Annotated in this window: 19 protein-coding genes; 6 read left to right on the top strand and 13 right to left on the bottom strand. The window is 39.9% G+C overall.

Features of this window, described 5'->3' with window-relative positions; genetic code table 11:
* Both LEP1GSC202_RS16560 and pcnB read right to left on the bottom strand, forming a co-directional pair.
* On the bottom strand, positions 1–1,216 hold a 1,216-nt coding region (locus LEP1GSC202_RS16560), incomplete at its 3' end, for an ATP-binding response regulator (RefSeq protein WP_015678859.1).
* Between the two features lie 62 nt (positions 1,217–1,278).
* Positions 1,279–2,754: a polynucleotide adenylyltransferase PcnB gene (pcnB, locus tag LEP1GSC202_RS16555; RefSeq protein WP_015678879.1), complete on the bottom strand. Its 1,476-nt coding sequence runs from the start codon at positions 2,752–2,754 to the stop codon at positions 1,279–1,281.
* A gap of 67 nt (positions 2,755–2,821) precedes the next feature.
* Here pcnB and LEP1GSC202_RS16550 point away from each other — a divergent pair, with 67 nt between their 5' ends.
* Positions 2,822–3,823 (top strand): M23 family metallopeptidase, encoded by a 1,002-nt coding sequence (locus tag LEP1GSC202_RS16550; protein WP_015678748.1) that lies wholly within the window; start codon positions 2,822–2,824, stop codon positions 3,821–3,823.
* A gap of 251 nt (positions 3,824–4,074) precedes the next feature.
* On the opposite strand, the gene LEP1GSC202_RS16545 is transcribed toward LEP1GSC202_RS16550, so the two are convergent.
* Positions 4,075–4,521: a DoxX family protein gene (locus tag LEP1GSC202_RS16545; protein WP_015678844.1), complete on the bottom strand. Its 447-nt coding sequence runs from the start codon at positions 4,519–4,521 to the stop codon at positions 4,075–4,077.
* A 150-nt stretch (positions 4,522–4,671) separates the two neighbouring features.
* Between LEP1GSC202_RS16545 and LEP1GSC202_RS16540 the strand changes: the two genes are divergently transcribed.
* Positions 4,672–5,598 (top strand): prolipoprotein diacylglyceryl transferase, encoded by a 927-nt coding sequence (locus LEP1GSC202_RS16540; RefSeq protein ID WP_015678768.1) that lies wholly within the window; start codon positions 4,672–4,674, stop codon positions 5,596–5,598.
* A complete protein-coding gene (locus LEP1GSC202_RS16535) occupies positions 5,595–6,425 on the top strand; it encodes a crotonase/enoyl-CoA hydratase family protein (RefSeq protein ID WP_015678904.1) in 831 nt (276 codons plus the stop codon). Before LEP1GSC202_RS16540 ends, LEP1GSC202_RS16535 begins: the two co-directional genes overlap by 4 nt.
* Positions 6,426–6,441: 16 nt before the next feature.
* On the opposite strand, the gene LEP1GSC202_RS20050 is transcribed toward LEP1GSC202_RS16535, so the two are convergent.
* On the bottom strand, positions 6,442–6,597 hold the full coding sequence (locus LEP1GSC202_RS20050) for a hypothetical protein (protein WP_015678826.1): 156 nt from the start codon (positions 6,595–6,597) through the stop codon (positions 6,442–6,444).
* A 79-nt stretch (positions 6,598–6,676) separates the two neighbouring features.
* Here LEP1GSC202_RS20050 and LEP1GSC202_RS16530 point away from each other — a divergent pair, with 79 nt between their 5' ends.
* Both LEP1GSC202_RS16530 and LEP1GSC202_RS16525 read left to right on the top strand, forming a co-directional pair.
* Entirely contained in the window at positions 6,677–7,528 is an 852-nt protein-coding gene (locus tag LEP1GSC202_RS16530) for a tetratricopeptide repeat protein (protein ID WP_015678812.1), read from the top strand.
* On the top strand, positions 7,513–9,339 hold the full coding sequence (locus tag LEP1GSC202_RS16525) for an AAA domain-containing protein (RefSeq protein ID WP_015678889.1): 1,827 nt from the start codon (positions 7,513–7,515) through the stop codon (positions 9,337–9,339). Before LEP1GSC202_RS16530 ends, LEP1GSC202_RS16525 begins: the two co-directional genes overlap by 16 nt.
* A gap of 50 nt (positions 9,340–9,389) precedes the next feature.
* Here LEP1GSC202_RS16525 and LEP1GSC202_RS16520 read toward each other — a convergent pair whose 3' ends face one another.
* The 3 genes from LEP1GSC202_RS16520 to LEP1GSC202_RS16510 all read right to left on the bottom strand — a co-directional run bounded on the left by LEP1GSC202_RS16520 (position 9,390) and on the right by LEP1GSC202_RS16510 (position 11,142).
* Entirely contained in the window at positions 9,390–10,043 is a 654-nt protein-coding gene (locus tag LEP1GSC202_RS16520; RefSeq protein WP_015678855.1) for an adenylate/guanylate cyclase domain-containing protein, read from the bottom strand.
* A gap of 134 nt (positions 10,044–10,177) precedes the next feature.
* Positions 10,178–10,747 (bottom strand): hypothetical protein, encoded by a 570-nt coding sequence (locus LEP1GSC202_RS16515; RefSeq protein ID WP_015678815.1) that lies wholly within the window; start codon positions 10,745–10,747, stop codon positions 10,178–10,180.
* The gene (locus LEP1GSC202_RS16510; protein WP_015678750.1) at positions 10,744–11,142 is read right to left on the bottom strand and encodes a MarR family winged helix-turn-helix transcriptional regulator; all 399 of its coding nucleotides are present in this window, start codon (positions 11,140–11,142) and stop codon (positions 10,744–10,746) included. Before LEP1GSC202_RS16510 ends, LEP1GSC202_RS16515 begins: the two co-directional genes overlap by 4 nt.
* 396 nt (positions 11,143–11,538) lie before the next feature.
* On the opposite strand from LEP1GSC202_RS16510, the gene LEP1GSC202_RS16500 reads away from it, so the two are divergent.
* Positions 11,539–11,949 (top strand): hypothetical protein, encoded by a 411-nt coding sequence (locus tag LEP1GSC202_RS16500; protein WP_015678773.1) that lies wholly within the window; start codon positions 11,539–11,541, stop codon positions 11,947–11,949.
* Between the two features lie 120 nt (positions 11,950–12,069).
* Here LEP1GSC202_RS16500 and LEP1GSC202_RS16495 read toward each other — a convergent pair whose 3' ends face one another.
* Genes LEP1GSC202_RS16495 through LEP1GSC202_RS16470 form a run of 6 tightly spaced genes read right to left on the bottom strand, consistent with a single transcriptional unit; the run spans position 12,070 to position 19,525 of the window.
* The gene (locus LEP1GSC202_RS16495; RefSeq protein WP_015678834.1) at positions 12,070–12,585 is read right to left on the bottom strand and encodes an Lsa16 family lipoprotein adhesin; all 516 of its coding nucleotides are present in this window, start codon (positions 12,583–12,585) and stop codon (positions 12,070–12,072) included.
* Between the two features lie 10 nt (positions 12,586–12,595).
* Positions 12,596–13,846, bottom strand: coding sequence for a hypothetical protein (locus LEP1GSC202_RS16490; protein WP_015678823.1), 1,251 nt, complete (start codon positions 13,844–13,846; stop codon positions 12,596–12,598).
* A gap of 8 nt (positions 13,847–13,854) precedes the next feature.
* Positions 13,855–14,442, bottom strand: a complete 588-nt coding sequence (locus LEP1GSC202_RS16485; protein ID WP_015678842.1) for a c-type cytochrome — start codon at positions 14,440–14,442, stop codon at positions 13,855–13,857.
* Positions 14,439–15,005: a DUF3341 domain-containing protein gene (locus tag LEP1GSC202_RS16480; protein WP_015678821.1), complete on the bottom strand. Its 567-nt coding sequence runs from the start codon at positions 15,003–15,005 to the stop codon at positions 14,439–14,441. The genes LEP1GSC202_RS16485 and LEP1GSC202_RS16480 overlap by 4 nt, the downstream gene beginning before the upstream one ends.
* 1 nt (position 15,006) lies before the next feature.
* Positions 15,007–16,380, bottom strand: a complete 1,374-nt coding sequence (gene nrfD / locus LEP1GSC202_RS16475; protein ID WP_015678751.1) for an NrfD/PsrC family molybdoenzyme membrane anchor subunit — start codon at positions 16,378–16,380, stop codon at positions 15,007–15,009.
* A 19-nt stretch (positions 16,381–16,399) separates the two neighbouring features.
* Positions 16,400–19,525: a TAT-variant-translocated molybdopterin oxidoreductase gene (locus LEP1GSC202_RS16470; RefSeq protein ID WP_039929299.1), complete on the bottom strand. Its 3,126-nt coding sequence runs from the start codon at positions 19,523–19,525 to the stop codon at positions 16,400–16,402.
* Positions 19,526–19,528 lie beyond the last annotated feature (3 nt).

Raw genomic sequence — 19,528 nt, 5'->3', positions numbered from 1 at the left:
TTTCATTTGTGTGATCCACCAAATTCAATGCATGGATTGAACCACCAAATTTCTCGATTGTTTGTTTCACGAAACTTAATCCAATTCCGAAATCTAAGGAACCGTATTTGTCATATATGTTTTGATTCATCCGATAAAATGGTTCGAAAATCAGTTCCAAACAACGATTCGAAATTCCAATTTTTGCTGATTCCTCATCATCATATGAATTGATTGTGGAAAGATAAATCCCATCAGCATCATAGTGAATCAAAAAGAAAATTTTACTGGATGGTTTTGAAAATCTCATCGCATTCAAGAGTAACTCATACAGTATCTTTTTAAAATATTCGGAATTCAGTTTGATCATCTTTGAATTAAGATTTGATCCTTTGTACTCAGGAATGAGTAAAACTTGATCCTTAATGAGTAAAAGAGAGGAAATCTCTTCTTTCACTTTCAGCATTTCATTGAATAGTTTAAGGGCAGAAACTTCTTCTATTTTAATTCGATCAAAAATCACCGCTTCAATTTCCGAAAACCTATCTAAAACTTTTTTTGAATAAACTGCATTTTCTTCCAATATTTTCAATATTTCAGGATCAAGGATAACTCCGCCATTCTCGACTTTCGGCATAGTTTTAATGATATCGATTAACTCCGTAATAACTCCAAGACCTGCACCTTGTGCCAAACTCGTTCGCAATCCATAAAATAGATTTTTGTTTAATTCATTCGAATTGAAGTCACTTTTTTGAATTCGAGTATTTTTATAAGTATACCATTCTAATAATTTTTCTAACGACAGTATTTTTTCCCGTTCATAATCAGAATGGATATATTCATCTTTTTTATTCGAAAGTTGGTATTCGATTCTAGAAATCAATTCCGCAGGAATCACTGGTTTTATCAAATATTCCTGAACATCTTCCTTCATCACTTCTATGATTTGTTTTGGGTCTTCTGTTGAAGTGATGACCATAATAGGTATATGTTTATTAACTTTTCTTACTTCCCGAACAAAATCTAAGCCATTCCCATCAGGTAATTGTAAATCAGTGATTAGGATATTTTGGTTGTGAAAGTGATTTTCCGATAAATAATCAATGGCTGGTTTTTTCTTTGCAAAACTAGTCACTTCCATCCCTTTTTTCTGCAGGAGGCCATGATATAAAATTGAAATTGTGGGATCGTCTTCGAGTAGGATCACTCGAGTGAGAGAATTCAATGTTTCCATCGAATCAGATTTGACGATGGAAACACTGAATCAAAAAACAGTGACTTTGTTTTTTTTAAATACTAAATGTCCTCTCCAATGGAATCTTCCTTTGGATTTTCAGAAGCAAATCCTTTGGATTCTTCCGAACCATTGGAACTTGATTCTTGCACATTCGTTTGGTTGGGATTCCCACCACCCCTTCGATCACGGTGTTTTTTTCTTGGTGGTCGTTTTTTGTTCCCTTCTTTTTTACGATTCTGTTGGCCAAATTGGTGGCTATCCGGTTTTGGTCTTTGCCTGAGTGATATTTCCCAAAAGAATGCAGTTTGTACGGCAGACTCGTTGTTTTCGGAAATGGCGACAATTTTGTACACCATAAACGCATCGTAAAAATAGTCTTTCTTTTTGAAAAAAGAATTTTGCCTTTCTTTTTCGTCGTCTGTGACTTGGAAACGAGGTTGGCTGATAAAAATTTTTACCAAATTATCTTGTTCTCGTTTTGGTATTCCCATACGTTCGAAGACAGGCATTAAACTTTCTTTGATGTTATGCGCTAGGTGGCCACGATCATCTTCGTATAGGTCTTTTACGATATCGTAAAAAATTAACGAATAAAAGATCGCGGGTGTCATCTCTTCCCTTGCAGAAAGAAGTTTGTCAGTCACAGCGAGTCTTTTTCCAAGTGGAGTGTCCATAAAATGTTCACGCCATTCAGGATCTGTTTTCCTTAATTTATCAGCAGGTTCTTTGAATAAAACATCGAGTAGATGGTTTTCGGCTAACCCTTCAAAGATGATGGAAGTTTTCCAAGTACGAAACATTTTGTTGTACTCTTCCAAAAGCCTTGCTGTGGATGATTTTTCGAGTTCCAAACGGTTCTTTTTAATTGCTAGTTTGGTTTTTTTCTCGATATCAAGTCCAAGTAAAACAGAAAATTTAACGGCTCGTAACATACGAACTGGATCTTCTTTAAAGGAAATGTCTGGATCACCAATGACCCTAACAATTTTCTTTTGGATGTCTTCAAACCCACCAACGTAATCCAAAATGGAATCGTTTTTAGGATCGTAAAAGAGTGAATTGATGGTAAAGTCGCGTCTTGCCGCGTCTTCCTTTGCTGTACCGAAGGAATTGTCCCGCTTGATGAGATAATCGTTTTCTGCTTTGTGTTTTTCCAAACGATGTTCCGGTAATGATCGGAACGTTGAGACTTCAATAATTTTGCCTTTAAAAATGATGTGTACAATTTTAAATCGTTTACCGATGATCCGGCAGTTATTGAAGATCCTTTTGATTTGGTTTGGTGTCGCACTTGTGACAATGTCAAAATCTTTTGGGCGTTTGCCCATCAGCAGATCTCTGACTCCTCCACCGACTAAATAGGCCTTGTAACGAAACTTGTTCAATCGATTGATGATTTTAATCGCATCTTCATCGATATTGGCCCTGCGTATGGAGTGAGTTTCTCGATAGTATCTCTTTCCCTCGGGGTACATCAAAAAGGAATCGACAGAGTCGGCTTTCTTTCTGAAAAGAGAAGTGAGAAATTTAAACATATTGGATTCATCCACTTTCCCCTGAAAAATGGCATGGGCAAGGAAAAAATTGGCTGGATAACGAACATTGGCAGAAACTTACGTCACAACCGCCTACGAAAGGCTCCAAATTGCACATTTACGGTGGAAAAAACGCTTTCAAAAGTGGATTTCCCGAAGCCAAGAAAAGGTGAGTTTTGTCCTCATCCCCAATGATGAAAAACCCCTAGCGCAAATTGAAATTTCTGTGGGGATGCTCGGGTTTCTCTTTGGCCTTTCCGTTTCCCTTGTTTTACTTTCCTTTGGTCTCTTACTCTATTTTTCCTTTTTCTTTGAACGCAATCTTTCCTTAGAGAAAAAAACAGAAACCCAACTTGTTTCCTTTCTGTTCTATGACCTACTCTCCCAAGACCTCCGCGAATCTGTGGAAGAATTGGAATCGATGACCGAATCTCTCAATTTGCTTGCCTGGGAAGAAATCCCAGAAAAGGAAATGATCACACAAGATTACCTTCTCAAAGAAGAGTTTCGAAAAGATGCAAGCGAACTTGATTCGAATCTATTACTTTTCCAACAAGTAGTTACCACCTATACCCAGTTTGGTGTAAGACTCGGTAACCTAGTTCCCAATTTTCAAAATGCCATTGATTACCTGTCGATGCGAGAAAGTATTTTTTATTCCATGCCAAGGGGTCGACCACTAAAACCTGGTGTAGGCGTTGTCACTTCTACTTTTGGTTACCGCAGTGATCCATTTGGAATTTTACCAGTGGGAGAATACCACTCGGGGATTGACTTTGCTGCTGGAGAAGGCACACCCATTTATGCGACGGGACCTGGGATCATTGCAGTGGATACAGCGGTTGGTGGACTTGGAAAATCAGTTCGCATCAACCATGAAAATGGATTTTTTACTTTGTATGGCCACTGCTCCCTCATCCTCGTAAACCCAGGTGACCGTGTGAAACGTGGGGATAAAATTGCGCTTGTAGGACAAACAGGAAAGGCAACGGGTGCACATGTTCACTACGAAGTGCGCATTGGTCTTGATGCTCCCCTAGATCCGGAAGAATACATTAACTTAGATTGATCCACTTAAGATAATCATTCAAATCATTGGCGTAAAAGAACGGATAGTCTTCTGCCAAGGTTTTCAGATTGCCATACCCTCCGTCAGTTTTTTGAGATACCACCTAAAGGTGATGAGCTTAAAACGTTCCCAAATTTTCGTTCTGATAAAAAAACCAACCTTCCCAAAATGACTCTAGGAAAAGGTTGGTATCGTTTCAAATGATTCTTCCTAACTCAAATCAGAGCCAGCGAAATCGAAACCAATTTTGATTAGAACTTTCCGATCAAATTAAAATCAACGGAATACACACCCGCTCCGCCAACGATGAGAGCCAGTAAAAGTCCAATTGCTAAAATATGGAACTCATACCCTTCGCCTTTTTGGTTTCCATTCCAATTGATGAAAAAACCATTTTGTCTGTGTGCAAGGAAAGCAGCACCGAACATGATGATGGCAATGGAAAGAGCTGCAAATTTTGTTAAAAATCCAACAAGTAACAAAACAGATCCAAACGATTCACCGAGGATGATGAGAACAGCAAGGAAACCTGGGAATTTCATGGTCCCTGTAAAAAAACCGTAAGTTCCTTTGAATCCGTATCCACCAAACCAACCGAGTAACTTTTGGGCACCGTGTGGGAAAATCACAACAAAGGCTGTGATGCGTAAAATAAGAGGGATGATGTCCCCTGAAGTAGAAAATAGAATATCAAACATAGTTAACTCTCCTTAGATCGATATTTGATAGTTTAATATTAAACTATCTAGAGTCAAGATAATTTTCATCATTTTTCCCTACCCTTTTTCTCCCTTGTTTCGCTTTAAATTCTCCTTTCCCCTGTAAGCGAAGATTTTACCCTTTCCCCTATGTTAGATCGAATTCCGATTCCCAATCCTTTTGGCTGGGAGGGTCTCTCCACCTTCAGCCTACTTATGATGTTAGCTTTCCTTGTTGGTTCCTACCTCCTCCCAAAAGAGCTAGAACGAAAAAAATTGGATCCAAATCATTCCGATTGGTTGATTTTTCTTGGGATTTTAGGCACACTCATTGGAGCAAAAATTTTCTTTATCTTTGAAATATGGGACCAAGTGTTCATCGATGTCCCGGGTTACGATGGAAAGTATACCTACCCACTCACCCATTGGAACGGATTTCCTGGTCATCCAGGACTTTGGTCTTCCCTCTTTAGTGGTGGTGGACTTGTATTCTTTGGAGGCCTTCTTTTTGGATGGTTATTCATCACCTTATACTTTCGTTATTACAAACTTGATATTGGTGCCTATTATGATGCAGTGATTCCTGCGATTAGCATGGGTTATGCGATTGGAAGGCTTGGTTGTTTTGTGAGTGGTGATGGATGTTATGGATTTGCCACTGACGAAAGGATTCCTTTTTTTGTTTTTGAATTCCATGGAGCGCATCCATCTGGTGTTCCTGTTTGGAATACGCCTGTGATGGAGTCCATCATGGCATTTGGATACTTTTCGTATTTTCAATTTTGGGCAAGATACCAAAACTTTCGGAAATGGAGCATCGGTGCCCAGTTTCTCATCATCCATGGGTTTGCAAGACTCATCATTGAATTTTTGCGAGTGAATAAAGCAGTGATTCCTTTTATCGATCCACCAACTTTAGTCAATATTCCAGATGCCAATGGGAACCCAACCTTTCTCACGGGATACTACTGGCATGGATTTTCTCAGTCACAGTATATCTCGATTGCCCTTATCCTCTTTGGTGTGTATCTCATGATCTCCAAAAAACTTTGGTTAAAGGAAGAAAGTAACGCATGAACCCATCTCCTTTTTTTACAATCGAAAGAAAAAAGAATATTGGAATCCTTTGGTTAAACCGCCCTGAAAAACGAAATGCCATGAACTGGCCTTTTTGGCGGGACCTTCCCGATATGGTGGATGAAATCAATGCCGATCCCAAAATCCATGCATTTGTGATCGCAGGCAAAGGGAAATCTTTCTCAACCGGACTTGATTTGGAAGAGTTTTTCCAAGAATTTAAACCGGTTGTGCAAGGGGAATTGGCAGATGGTAGAGAAAAACTCTACCAACTCATCCTCACAATGCAGAAAGGAATCAATGCTGTTTACAATTCCAAAAAACCTTCCATTGCCCTCGTACAAAAACATTGTATTGGAGGTGGGCTTGACTTAGTTTCAGCATGTGACATACGTTATGCGTCTGAAGATGCCGTTTTTTCCTTACGTGAATCCAAAGTGGCTATCGTTGCTGATATGGGTTCTTTGCAAAGACTCCCACACCTTATAGGCAATGCCCATACGAGGGAACTTGCCCTTACGGGAAAAGACATTACAGCAATTGAAGCCTTTCAGATGGGCCTTGTTACAAAGGTAACAAAAGACTTCGATTCACTACTAGAAGCTGGTCTTAAAACTGCTGAGGAAATCGCAGAAAATCCAACCATCGTGATTCGTGGGGTCAAACAAGTGCTAAATCATGGAATTGGAAAAACCATCGATGAAGGTTTAGACTATGTTGCAGTTTGGAATGCAAGTATGCTGGATTCCAAGGACTTCCGTAGTGCCATTGGTGGGTTTTTGGAAAGAAAACGACCTGTCTTCAATCCAGAAACCCGAGTGGATTAAAAAACTCAATCAATACTTAACAGTAGATGTCGAGTAACCGTTCGCTTTTTGCCACTGGACCCACTTTTTCTTCCACAGCCAACTTCATAAGTTTTTCTGTGAGTTGGTTTTGTGCCTGGAAAATTTCTTTTGGCAAATTGGCAATTGGATTAATAGGTGTAGATGGAACCATAATCGGACCTCCTTTTACAATCTTTACTCCCTATTCTACCCATCGGCGATTTCGTGATTTCCTGAAGTAAAAAAAAACGATGAACCCTTTTTTTTCTCTGATCCGTGAAGCAAAACAATTGGAAGAGGAAAAGGATTTCACACGTGCATTTAATCTCTACGCACAAAGTGAAGCATTCACAAAAGACGAATCAACTCTCATCAAAATCAAAGCGAAAAAAGCATGGTGTTTGTACTCTGTTGGAAATCCAAAAGAAACAGAATCAGTTTTCCAAGACATTGTCCAAAACTATCCATCGCACCCTTTGAGTATCACCGTTTACTCACGTTATTTGATTAAACTTAAAAAATTTAAATCCGCAAAAGTCCAACTGCAAAAAAGTATCATCCAATTCCCTTCTTACTTAGAAAACTATCTCTTACTTGCTTCGCTCCTAAAGGATATGGAACGATCCGAAGAAGCAATCGAAGTCCTAAAAAAAGCACTCTCACAAGAACATTTGAGTAATGGGCGTGGCATTGACAGAAAAGACATTTGGGCTGAACTTGGCTCCTTATACTTTTCAAGAGGAGATTTTAACTCAGCACTTGCCTCTCTCAAAAAATCTCTAAAGATGGTGGCACCTGAGGAATTCCTCCATTATGATTTACTTGCTCTATGTTACTTAGATGCAGAAGATCCAGAAAATGCACTGAGTGCAATCCGTACGCATATCGAATATTGTAAGGAAATTGATCCAGAAACTCTGATCATTTTAGCTAGAGCACATTGCCGGTTGGGAAAAGTAGAGGAAGCAGCAAACAATCTCATCCAAGCATATTCCATTGAAGATTCTTTGTTTCTGAAAGCTGCTGATTTTATCGATTTTGCACCACTGCTTCGCAATGGTTTTTTTACTACCTTGGAGAATATCGAATGGGAAGAGCCATAAAACAAACATTTGGTTCACTGGAAGAAGAATTAAATCATACGGAATCCTTATTGGCAAAAGAAAGGGAAATCGAAAGAAATCTTTTTTTAGAAATGGAATCGGAGTCAGGATCCATCAAATCAGCTGAACTTGTTGACCTTCGTTTTCTTGTTGGGAATACTTGGCGGGCTGAATTCCAAGTGATTCTTTCTAATAAATCCAAACTTTGGCTAAAACCAGGAGTGCCAGTCCTTTTACAAAACCAAAACGAATCGATTTATGGGAATGTTTACCAATGGAAGGAATCAAAACTCATCATCCAAGTACGGGGTGATTACGATTGGGAAAGCGAAAACTTTACAATCTCCAAATGGTTTCCTGAATCTACTTATGATTTGTACAATGAAATCATCGGAAAGGTAAGGAATGAAACAGAAAGTGAATCTTACAAAAAACTCAAATGGTGTTTAGGTTATGGGACAGGAGATAAACCGACTCCCCCCAAAAAAACAATGGAGTTACCTCCAATAGAAAGGATTTTTACCATTGCTGATTATGGGATTGTGTTTGGACCACCTGGGACGGGCAAAACCACCTTACTGATGCAAGCTGTAAAGGAAATCCAAAGTAAAAAATTGTCTGTCCTTACCCTTTGTCCAACTAACTTTGCTTGTGATTACATCGTGGAACTAGCGATCCGAAATGGAATCCGAGTGATTCGACTTGGCAATTCCACAAAAATCAAAGACGAAGTCTTACCGTATCACTTAGACCACCTCATCCAAACCCATCCCGACCAAAAACAAATCCAAAATTGGCAAACGGAATTGAAAGCCATTCAGAAAAAAATCAATTCTTGGAAACGTAACTTTGGCAAAGAAGAAAGAGAAGAACGGTACCAACTACGGAAAGAAGCAAAATTTTTACTTCAAACGATTCGTGAATCAGAATCCAATATTAGAGCAAAACTACTTGATGCAAGTGAACTCATCGTATCTACCTTTTCTGGATTTGGGACTGAATTTAAAAAAGGCCGGAAATTTGATTATGTGTTTGTAGATGAAGCCACTCAAAGTGTGGATCCAGGTTGTTATATGGCAATCTTCTCTGGGAAAAAAACATTTTTCTTTGGTGATCCCAAACAGTTAGCAGTAAACTACAACCATCCAGACCATGAAACCGTGAATAGTTTTTTAGAAAAAGCAATCGAAGAGGATTCTGGGGAACGAATCATTTTTTTGGACAAACAGTTTCGGATGAAACCGGAAATCCTTGGATTTCCCAATGCCAATTATTATGAAAACAAAGTATTCACTCACCCCGATCTGCGTTTTTTCAATTTACCTGCTTTTACTGAAATTTTCGGAACTGATTCCGCACTGCTCTGGATCGATACGGCAGGGAGTGATTCCATGGAAGAAACAGAAGGTGAGGAACCCAGTTTTTTTAATGAAACAGAAGCAGATTTGATCCAAAGTTTTTTTGAGAAAGGATTACCGAAAGAATCTTCCGTAGTCATTTCACCTTACAGAGGACAGGTGGAAAAATTAACGAAGAAGGCAAATGGAAATTTTTATACACAAACCATCGACTCCTTTCAAGGTAGAGAATCTGAAATTGTGATTCTAAGTCTTGTTCGCTCAAACCCTGATGGGGAAATTGGATTTTTGTTGAATCCAAAACGTTTGAATGTGGCCCTCACTCGGGCGAAGTCACATTTGATTCTTGTTGGAGATTCTTCAACTCTTTGTGGCCATAAAGAATTCCAAGACCTTTACAACTACATAGAAGCCAATGGAGAAATTCGATCCATCTATGAATTTATGGAATAAACGGTCCTTTCAATTTTTTCGTTTTTTAGAATCATGAAAATCATGCTAAATTACAACACAACCCACTTTGGTTCATCCAAGGTATAAAGGAGTTTGTATGCACCTTCGGAACCCGGTGGAATTTCTGTGATCGGTTCAAAATCAAAATCAGAGGTTTCATCTGCATTTTCCTTTACGGCATTCGTGACGAGGATCTCCCAAGCTTTTGCTGTATCTTCCCCTAACTTGGATGCAGCATTGACTTCTGCTCCAAACACATCCGTATCCCCAATTTTCAAAATTTTCCCATATCCAAGTCCTACACAAAGTAGGATCTGTTCTTCCAAAACTCTACCTTCATTATAACGTTTGCATGCTTTTTGCATTTGGATCGCGCATTGAATTGCTTTATTGGTATTCCGAAAGAGAACCATAAGGCTATCGCCTTCATCTTTCATGAGGATTCCATCAAATTCATCTAAAACGGGAATCAGGATTCTCTGGGATTCATAGATCGTTTGTAAAAAATGAATGATCCCAAATTTGGCAACTCCTCTCGAAAACCCAGATAGGTCTGTAAACATCACACACCAAGTTTCCCCAAACAAATCCCAAATTCGTTTGTCTATGATTTCTTGGTTGGAACCAGGATTTAACCTTTCTTCCAATAATTTTTCCAATCGTTCTTCCGAGGCGGATGTAGCTATCGCACGTTTTTGACCCATGCGAGGGAGTATAACAAAGAAAAGGGAAATGTCAAGAAACGTTATACCAAAAGATAAAAAACAGTTTTTCTGGAACCAACACTAGAAAATAGAAAAAAAGATCCAAAGCTGTAGAATCAAATCCTTCAAAGAAACTATCCATTGATCTCTAGAATTTTAATCACAAGGGGTATCATACAAATTGAAATTCCAATATAAAAACTCACCCGGAAATAATTCCAAAATATCCATTTCCTGATTTCATGTAATACTTTGATTGGAAGTTTCTCAATAGTCTGCGCAAAGGATTGGAACCATATGATCTTATTTGCGAAATAAATGATTGTCCAAACCCTGATACCCATATGAAAAATGAAAAGGTATAACAAATAGTTTCCGATCCCTTCTAATGGGAAACAGAAGATAAGAGATACTAAAAAAATAATTTCGTGTATGGAATGAAACAAAATCCAAAAGTACTTTAGATCAGCAGACTTATATTCTGTATGCAAAATACTCAGATTTGGATCATTGCCACAAGCCCAGCGCGGAACAAAGACAAAAGTTTCAAAAATTTGAGCACCATTCATCGAAAAATATATCAGTACATTTAATACTAAAGAATACTTGGCAATCGACAAAGAATTCTTGGCTAAAAAAATTGATAGTTCTTGCATCCCCATCGTAACTGCAAATCCAAAACAATTGTCTAAAATTCCATTCATATCCCATTCGTTTCCTTTAAATTTTTTGTCACTTTTTCCATGATTCGAATTGCAGAATCAAAATATCGATGCACTACTTCTAACTCATGGTTTGAAAAACTAGAAATCAATTGGTCTGTTTCTTTTTGCAGTTTTTTGAAGATTGGAGAAAACAGTTGGTTCGTTTTCTCTAAATTAGGTACAATAAAAACCTTTCGTCTATCCGTTGGTAAAAACTTTCTTTTTACCAATTTAGCTTTCTCTAATCGATCAATGACACCTGTGATTGCACCAGTGGTAAGACCAGATAATTTTGCCAGTTCACCCGCTGTCATCTCACCATTTTCAATTAGGTATCCTAAATATTTATGGTCTGTATCAGATAACCCAACATGTGCTGCTATGATTTCGTGCATAGAAAGGGCGGTTTCGAAATACTGGCGGGTTGTTTTTTTAAAAACTTCAATTTCCATAAAATTTTATATATTTTAACAAATCATTTTCTTTGCAAATATATATCTTAGTAACTAAGATATATATTTTTTGTAAACCTAAAATTTCATTTTTGGGAACCATCTTAAGAAAGTAGTACATACTAAGATCAGAATTTCCTTTCAAAATCCAAAGGATTGGTGTGTCTTTTTGAGAATCCAGAAACCAAAAACTGGAATTTTCTTGATTAAATAGGTTACAAATAAAAATCAAAATTGAGAAATGGGGATCATACTCCTTTAATGAAACTGCGGTTAATGGATACGGAAAACCACCGCTGTTTTTGGAAATAGGAGACAAACAAAACTAGGATTCTACCTATGATAAAAAAACTTTTCAAACATTTCCAACCCCATACCGTTTTTTTTCTGGATGCATTTGGTGCATCTATCTCCTTATTTGTGTTATTTGCAGTGATCGTACCGTTCCAATACATAATCGGAATGCCGATGGATGCACTTTACAACTTAGGAATCTTTGCTGGAGTATTGTTTTTTTATTCCAATACTTGCTTCATCCAAAAACCAAAACAATGGAAATTATTTTTAGTAGGAGTGATCATTGGAAACTTGAGTTATTGTGGCTTATCCATGTTTTTCCTCATTAAATATTGGAACGAGATCCAAACCATTGGAGCCTATTATTTTATTTGGGAAAAGATTGTGATTTTGGCAATTGTAAGTTATGAAGGATATATCCTCACAAAATCAAAAGAAAGTCTAAAAGCATAACATGATAACTTGGGAAACATTTTAAAAAAAAAAGACCCTTGGTTTCCCTTGGGTCTTTTTCAGAAGAGTGGCAAGAAGGAATTCCCCTTCCACTGTTATCCTTCTTTTTACAAAAACAGATTAGTTTTGTTTTAACATGTTTTTATTTACATAAGGTCCTTCTTCCAAACCTTTTGATAGTTCAGAAAGAGGGATTTTATCTTTTGGGAGGTCCTTAAGGTTTCCATACTCAGTACCTCTTGGGTAATGGGTTTTATCCGCAGGATCGTAAAAAGGTTTTGAATCCGTTACGAGTCCTTTTGAATATCTCCAAACGCTATTTGCTGGATCTTGCCCAACAACAAAACATCGAGGGCTCATATAACCTTCGTTTTTCGCCGTTTGTACTTTGATAAAATATTTTGGTGCCCATACGTTGTGGTTACGTGCATCAAATACTTTTACAACCGTTCCAACAGGAACAAACTCTACTACTTTCGAATTAGAATCTGGTTCTGAATACAATGGAACTGTAAAATCCAAACTTGCTTTGTTTGTTTTGGCATCACAATTTTTATGCCAAGTCACTTCAGCGTTTTTGGAACAAGCGGTTACGCTCATTCCAACAATAAGTAGTGTTACTAATTTTTGTTTCAAAACAATTCTCCTATTGGTGGTGGTGAAGGCACTCGTTTAATCGAGGATCACCAACCGGAACTAAACTATGTTTTTCGAACTTTTTGAAGACAAAGAAACCAAAAAGGCCAACCACTCCCACAGTGCCACCAAACGCTAAAACAAAGTGAAGGATTGAGAATTTTTCAAAATTTGCAGGGAATACCAACCAGAAAAGTTCAAAGAACTGAACCATAAGGATCCAAGCAGCCAATTTCCAAAGGAAATCGATGTTTCGTTTGTTTGGTCGATTGAGTAAAAGTAGGAACGGAATCACAAACTTTACAAATGGAAGGATGAGTGTTGTATAACCCCAACCGCCAGTCATTCGCATTTCATAAAAGAAAGTTTCTTCTGGAATGTTTGCATACCAAATGAGCATAAATTGTGAGAAACCCACGTAAGCCCAAAAGGTTGTCATACCAAGTAAAAACTTTGCGATATCATGGTAGTGGTTTTCATTCACTGCTTCACCGAGGTATCCGTTTTTCTTCAAAATCGCAATGACAATCAAATACGATGCAAGAGACGTTTGGAAAGCTCCTGCAAAGGCATACACACCAAACATAGTTGAGAACCAGTGTGGGGAAAGTGACATGAGTAAATCGAATGACATGAGGCACCATGACAATGCGAAGAAGAGGATGAATCCTCCTGAAATCTTAGCAAGAGTCTTTGTGGTATCCACAACTTTGTCTTTGTCTTGGCCCACAGATTTTCCGTGAAAAATGTAAGCAAACACAGACCATACTCCAATGAAGAGAACACATCGGATGATGAAAGCGGTTGGATTTAAATAACCTGCTTTGTGGTGGATGAGGTGGTCGTTTTCACGAACTGTCGCATCTGCCCACTCATAAAGATCATGCATTCCAAAGATCACACCGACTAGGAGAAGTCCCGCAACAGGAGCAAAAAGTCCGTATGTTTCGAATATCCTTCGAACTGTCACAGACCACTGAGATCCTGTTAGGTGCTGGATCGCTGTAAAGAAAATCCCTGTGATGGCAAGCCCAATCACGAAGTAAGCGCCAATGAGTAAAATATGGTATCCTAAATTCGTGTGGTGGAAATGACCAGCCTCGTCCATATGGCGAGACGTCTCATGACCAAAACCAAAAAAGGCGATGAGAAAACTCACCACTCCCACTCCGATCATGGCAATGAGTGCATTACGAACGGACCCTGGCAGTTTGAACTGCAATAATGATTCGTCTAGTTTCGCTGCTTTTGTAGAGCTCATAATTTCCCCTAGTTCGCCTTTTTATTTTTCACTTCATATTCTTGAAGTTTGCGGATGTAAGCGATGAGCTTCCATCTGTCTTCTGGTTCAATTTGGTAAGCATAACTTCCCATCAGACCTCGACCCATTGTTATGATATGATAGATTTGTCCATCGGACCAACCGCGGATTTTATCAGAAACAACTGATGGTGGTGGTTGTTGGAATTTTGGAGCCGGTCCCACAACTGATCCATTTCCTAAACCTTGTACTCCATGGCATGGTGTACAATATGTTTGGTATCGTTTTTCACCAATCATCAGATCCCCTAAACTTACCTTTGCGATTGGATTCTTTAATCCTTTATCGGCACCTGGAAGAGTGTCTGGAGTTGCTTCTGTTGCATAAGGGTATGGATAGTATCCGACTGGGATCGCACCTTTTGGTGGAATGCGAGAAGCCGATCCATTGGATGCAAATGAATCATCCTCTTGTGACTCTCTTGCTGGAGAGTCATACATGTTTGGAAAGTATTCATAAACAGGAGTTTTATAATCACAATTTGCGACAAAAACGACTGCCGCCAGTGCGAAAACTCGAAAGATGTTTTGTTTCATTTTTGGTTCTCCGGTTTCACTACGGTGACTTCGGATCCGCCAAGGCTTTTCACAAACGAAACCACATCGGACTCGTTATAACCCTTTGCAGACTTTGGAATCCAAAGGCCGAATTTATGAGACGTCAAATCCGGGTGAAGGATACGACGAGTTGCTTTGGGAATACCGCTTAAAAAACATAAAGCAGCAACTGTATAAATCCCTGCGGAGAATACAGTTAATTCAAAGATGATGGGCACATAGGCAAACCACGCATTGAGAGATTTTCCCGAAATATTGAGAGGCCAGTCATGTGCATGAGTTAGGTATTGGAATAAAATTCCAATTGTGCATCCAAAAATCCCTGCAAAGAAAGTGATCCAAGGGAGACCAGATCGAGGTGTTCCCATGGCTTCGTCAATTCCGTGCACTGGGTAAGGAAGGATACAATCGAATCCGATGTAATCCTTCTCCTTCGTTTTTTCTGCCGCATGCATGATGGCTTCCGGAGTGTCGAAAATTCCGAGCACACCTTCGTCCATTTCTTTGTATTTATGAAACTGTTCTAATTTTGGAAGATACATACTAGTGGTGTGCTCCTTCTTTTTGTGGCATCACTGTTTTTACTTCTGCAATCGCAATCACTGGCATGATTCGGCACCAGAGAAGGAAGAGAGTAAAGAAGATACCAAACGTTCCGATTAACATAGCGTAGTCGAAAAGAGTTGGTGTATACATGGCCCAACTGGATGGTAAAAAGTCACGGTTCAGTGTCATCATGATCACAAATCGTTCAAACCACATACCTACGTTTACCACAAGTGAGGCAACAAACATCACTGGGATGTTGTAACGAAGTTTGCGGAACCAGAATACCTGTGGTGACAATACGTTACAGGAAATCATAATGAAGTAAGCCCAACCATATGGTCCAAATGCTCGGTTCCAGAACGCAAATCCTTCGTATTCGTTTCCAGAATACCAAGCGATGAAAAACTCTGTTCCGTAAGCAAGACCAACGATGAGACCTGTCACCATCATGATTTTGTTCATGTTGTCCAAGTGTTTCATGGTGATGTAGTTCTTTAAATTGAACACTTCACGTGCAATGACCATAAGAGTTACCACCATCGCAAATCCGGAGAAAATCGCACCGGCAACGAAGTATGGAGGAAAGATGGTCGTGTGCCAACCTGGGAGGATGGAAACCGCGAAGTCGAAGGATACGATGGTGTGCACCGATAGAACCAGTGGAGTGGAAAGAGCAGCGAGGATCATGGAAACGATTTCCAGATGAGACCAAGCTCTTGCCGAACCAACCCAACCAAAGGCTAGGATGTTGTATAAGTTCTTTCTCCAAGTTTCTGTTGCACGATCTCTAAGGGTTGCAAGGTCAGGGATAAGACCCAAATACCAGAACACCATCGAAATCGAAAGGTATGTGGAAACCGCAAATGTATCCCAGATCAGTGGGGAACGGAAGTTCACCCAAAGTGGACCTCTTTCGTTTGGATATGGAAAGAGCCAAAATCCAAGCCATGGACGACCCACGTGGAGGATGAGGTTCGATGCCGCTACAAGAACGGCAAAGATGGTCATCGCTTCCGCAGCACGGTTGATCCCTGTTCTCCAACCTTGGCGGAACAGGTATAAAACGGCAGAAATCAAAGTTCCTGCGTGACCGATACCAATCCAGAATACGAAGTTAACGACGAAAAATCCCCAACCAACTGGGTTGTTGATCCCAAGGAGGTAAAGGCCTTCGTAAAACAAATAACCGATAATGGCTACGTCGATCAGGGTGATCGTAAGAACCAACAAGAAAGTATTCCACCAAAGTTTGGTTGGGAAATCTTCGTTTGGTTTTGCGATATCAACGGTTACATCTTTAAGCGATTTCCCGCCTGTGACCAGGTCGGGGATATCTAATTTATCTCTAACTGCTTGTGTTAATGACATTCCCTTTGTGTTCTCCCTGTTAAACTTCGTTTCGAACTCGGGTCAAATAATTGACAGCAGGTCCGATGTTTAGGTATTCCAGAAGTTTGTAAGACCTAGGGTCTTTCAAGAGCTTCGCTACTTTTGATTCAGGATCGTTTACGTTACCGAACACAATGGCACCAGAGGCACAAGTTTGTTCACAAGCGGCTTTCACTTCCCCATCTTTCAGAGTGCGGCCTTCGTTTTTCGCTGCGATTTTTTTCTCAGCGACTCGAGACGCACAGAAGTTACATTTTTCCATCACCCCTCGAGAACGAACGGTTACATCTGGGTTCAGTCCCAAGTTTCTTGGAGGACGTGCCTTAAATGTAGGAGTTGCATCACCAAGTAAGCTGTGTTCATTCCAATGTTCTAACCAGTTAAAACGACGCACTTTGTAAGGGCAGTTGTTGGAACAATAACGTGTTCCCACACAACGGTTGTAAACCATGTCGTTTGTTCCTTCTGAACTGTGAACGGTGGCAGCCACTGGACAAACTGTCTCACAAGGAGCGTTATCACAATGTTGGCACATCAAAGGTTGGTGGGCAATTTCAAGTGATTCTGGTTTTTCAGGATCACCTATGTAATAGCGGTCAATTCGAAGCCAATGCATCTCACGACCCATTCTCACTTCGTCACGTCCAACCATTGGCACGTTGTTTTCAATGTTACATGCAACAACACAAGCACCACAACCAGAACAAGAAGTAAGGTCCACTGCCATTCCCCATTTGTATCCTGGGTATGCAAATTGGCTTCCTGGTTGGTCAGAAGGAGCGTTCGCACCTTGTGCCCTTTGTAGTTTGCCATCCACTAAGATTTTTGGGATCTCAGGTTCAGGGATTCCTGCACTTGGATTTTTAGTATAGTCTTGAAGTTTCGCAGAAATGATGAGAGGTCTTTCTTTCCATTCCACACCCATCATCACACCAGGGCTCATCATATGGTGGTCCTGAGTGGTTGCGAGTTTGTATTTTTTTCCTGTTGGGGAAAGTGTGATGGATAAACCAGAGTACACCGTAGATCCGTTTACTTCTGCTGCAAGGATACTTGCATTTTTACCCACACCGTTTCCAATCTCACCCACGTTTGTTCTTCCATAACCAAGAGCAATTCCCACGGCTTCTGGATGGAGTCCAGGTTGGACAAGAGCTGGGAGTTCAAACGACTTTCCGTTTACAGTCACAGTGACTACGTCGTTTAGTTTGATCCCCGACGAACGTGAGTATTGTGGACTGATGGCAACGTAATTGTCCCAAGTCACTTTGGAAACTGGATCTGGAAGTTCTTGGAGTTGGGAGTTGTTAGCTCGTTCACCTGTTCCGATCGCTGTGCTTTCATAAAGGGAAACAGTTAAACCTGATTTGCTAGGTGCAAGTGGAGCAATGGTTCCTCGGAAGGAACGACCACCTTTGTCTGCTTTTGGATTCCCAGTAACAAGAACACCTTTGCGAAGTAAGTCTTCCCAATTGGTTTTTTTCGAGTATTTTGCTTTGAGGTATTCGTAGAGGGACTCAGAACCAAGTAACTTTCCACCAGCCCAACCAATGAGCATATCTTCAAATGCTTTGGATTGGAAAAGCGGTCGGATCGTAGGTTGTTGGATTGCCACAATCCCTGCTACGGATTCGTTATCACCCCAAGACTCAAGGAAATGTGATACAGGAGCAAGCCAGTTGGAAGCAAGGGCAGTTTCATCCACACGGTCAGAAACTTGTACCACTTGAGCTGCTTCATGAAGGAGTTTTTTCCACTCATCACCGTTAGGTGCTTCATACACAGGGTTCACACCATAAAGAATGACCACTCCGGCCTTTCTTTCTTTTAAGTCTTTTGCGAGAGATTTTAAGTTTTCAGCGTAATTGGATTTTCCTTCTTTCAAAGGATTTCCGGCATCGATGGTTTTTCCATCATTACCAAGCATGCTGTTTAACATGTTGACCGCGATTTGTAAATCGACTGCGTCTTCAGTTAATGTGTTGGAACCACCAGCGATGACAAGGGACTCACCTTTTGCAGAGGCGAGAGCCTTTGCTGTGCGAACCACTACTTCTTTGGAAATTCCAAGTTCAGAAGCAGTTGTATCGACATTGATTCCAGAAACACCTGTTGCTCCACCCACTCCTAAATCAGAGAGAGCCTTCGCAATCAAAAGAGCAAACTTTCGTTGGTCACCCGGTTTTAATGGAACTCTTTGGTCAGCATTCGATCCTGTCATAGACGGATGTGATTCTGCTGCGATGAAAACGTTCATCGATTTAGAGTTTTTTTGTAAGTCTCTTCGTTTCGAAAAATCGTTGTGGTAGTTGACTTGGTTTAAGAAATCACTATCAATCGAGAGGATTACTTTTGCTTTGTCAAAGTGGTAGTTCGGTAGAACTGCCTTACCATATGATTTTTCTTGAGCAATGGTAATGGCATCATCAGAAGAAGCAAACGCCACTTCTAAGTGTTTTCCACCACCAACCGAACGTAAAAATTCAGATACAAATTCTTTGGTCGCAGGCGAAGAAAGAGGTTTCGTAACAATGACCGTCTTTCCTTTGTTTGCTTGTAGTTTTTCTTTTACGTCTTTATCGAGAACAAACCAGTCACTGGACTTAGCGACACCATTCACAACTTGTTGTGGTTCTTTCGCTCGGTCTGCATCGTAAAGATCAAAAATAGAAGCTTGTCCAGAAGCACATAATGCACCTTCGGAAATTGGGTGGCTTGGGTTTCCTTCGAGTTTTAAAGGACGGCCATCTTTTGCTTTTACCAAAACCCCACATCCAACAGAACATCCACCACATACCGAAGCATAGTGATACGAATGTCCATGTTTTACGAAGTCGTATTGTTCTACTTCGTTGTTGTCTGGATTTTTAATGGTGAGGTTCACATAAGGAACAATTTTTTCAGCAGGTTTTTGGATACAACCAACAGTTGTCATCACAACTGATGCACCCATAAACTTTAGGAATGTTTTTCTATCAAAGTCACCTTTTTTGATTTTTGCAATCAAAGGGTCTGGTGATTTGTAGAACTCTTGTTTTTGGAGTTCTTTTTCGCGAGAAGTACCGCGAAGTTCATAAGACTGCCAAAGCGATTTTTTTTCTTTTTGGAAACTATCGTCTTTCATCAT

It is taken from the genome of Leptospira yanagawae serovar Saopaulo str. Sao Paulo = ATCC 700523, from assembly GCF_000332475.2.
GTDB classification, from domain to species: Bacteria; Spirochaetota; Leptospiria; order Leptospirales; family Leptospiraceae; genus Leptospira_A; species Leptospira_A yanagawae.
The sequence above is the reverse complement of the archived record's forward strand: the minus strand, read 5'-3'. Positions and strand labels throughout refer to the sequence as shown.

Bases quoted from the DNA above. Each gene is read 5' to 3' on its own strand.
- LEP1GSC202_RS16480 (WP_015678821.1), bottom strand. From the start codon at position 15,005: ATGTATCTTCCAAAATTAGAACAGTTTCATAAATACAAAGAAATGGAC.
- LEP1GSC202_RS16500 (WP_015678773.1), top strand. From the start codon at position 11,539: ATGATAAAAAAACTTTTCAAACATTTCCAACCCCATACCGTTTTTTTT.
- nrfD (WP_015678751.1), bottom strand. From the start codon at position 16,380: ATGTCATTAACACAAGCAGTTAGAGATAAATTAGATATCCCCGACCTG.
- LEP1GSC202_RS16510 (WP_015678750.1), bottom strand. From the start codon at position 11,142: ATGCACGAAATCATAGCAGCACATGTTGGGTTATCTGATACAGACCAT.
- LEP1GSC202_RS16530 (WP_015678812.1), top strand. From the start codon at position 6,677: ATGAACCCTTTTTTTTCTCTGATCCGTGAAGCAAAACAATTGGAAGAG.
- LEP1GSC202_RS16470 (WP_039929299.1), bottom strand. From the start codon at position 19,525: ATGAAAGACGATAGTTTCCAAAAAGAAAAAAAATCGCTTTGGCAGTCT.
- LEP1GSC202_RS16520 (WP_015678855.1), bottom strand. From the start codon at position 10,043: ATGGGTCAAAAACGTGCGATAGCTACATCCGCCTCGGAAGAACGATTG.
- pcnB (WP_015678879.1), bottom strand. From the start codon at position 2,754: ATGTTTAAATTTCTCACTTCTCTTTTCAGAAAGAAAGCCGACTCTGTC.
- LEP1GSC202_RS16515 (WP_015678815.1), bottom strand. From the start codon at position 10,747: ATGAATGGAATTTTAGACAATTGTTTTGGATTTGCAGTTACGATGGGG.
- LEP1GSC202_RS16535 (WP_015678904.1), top strand. From the start codon at position 5,595: ATGAACCCATCTCCTTTTTTTACAATCGAAAGAAAAAAGAATATTGGA.
- LEP1GSC202_RS16545 (WP_015678844.1), bottom strand. From the start codon at position 4,521: ATGTTTGATATTCTATTTTCTACTTCAGGGGACATCATCCCTCTTATT.
- LEP1GSC202_RS20050 (WP_015678826.1), bottom strand. From the start codon at position 6,597: ATGGTTCCATCTACACCTATTAATCCAATTGCCAATTTGCCAAAAGAA.
- LEP1GSC202_RS16525 (WP_015678889.1), top strand. From the start codon at position 7,513: ATGGGAAGAGCCATAAAACAAACATTTGGTTCACTGGAAGAAGAATTA.
- LEP1GSC202_RS16490 (WP_015678823.1), bottom strand. From the start codon at position 13,846: ATGAGCTCTACAAAAGCAGCGAAACTAGACGAATCATTATTGCAGTTC.
- LEP1GSC202_RS16485 (WP_015678842.1), bottom strand. From the start codon at position 14,442: ATGAAACAAAACATCTTTCGAGTTTTCGCACTGGCGGCAGTCGTTTTT.
- LEP1GSC202_RS16540 (WP_015678768.1), top strand. From the start codon at position 4,672: ATGTTAGATCGAATTCCGATTCCCAATCCTTTTGGCTGGGAGGGTCTC.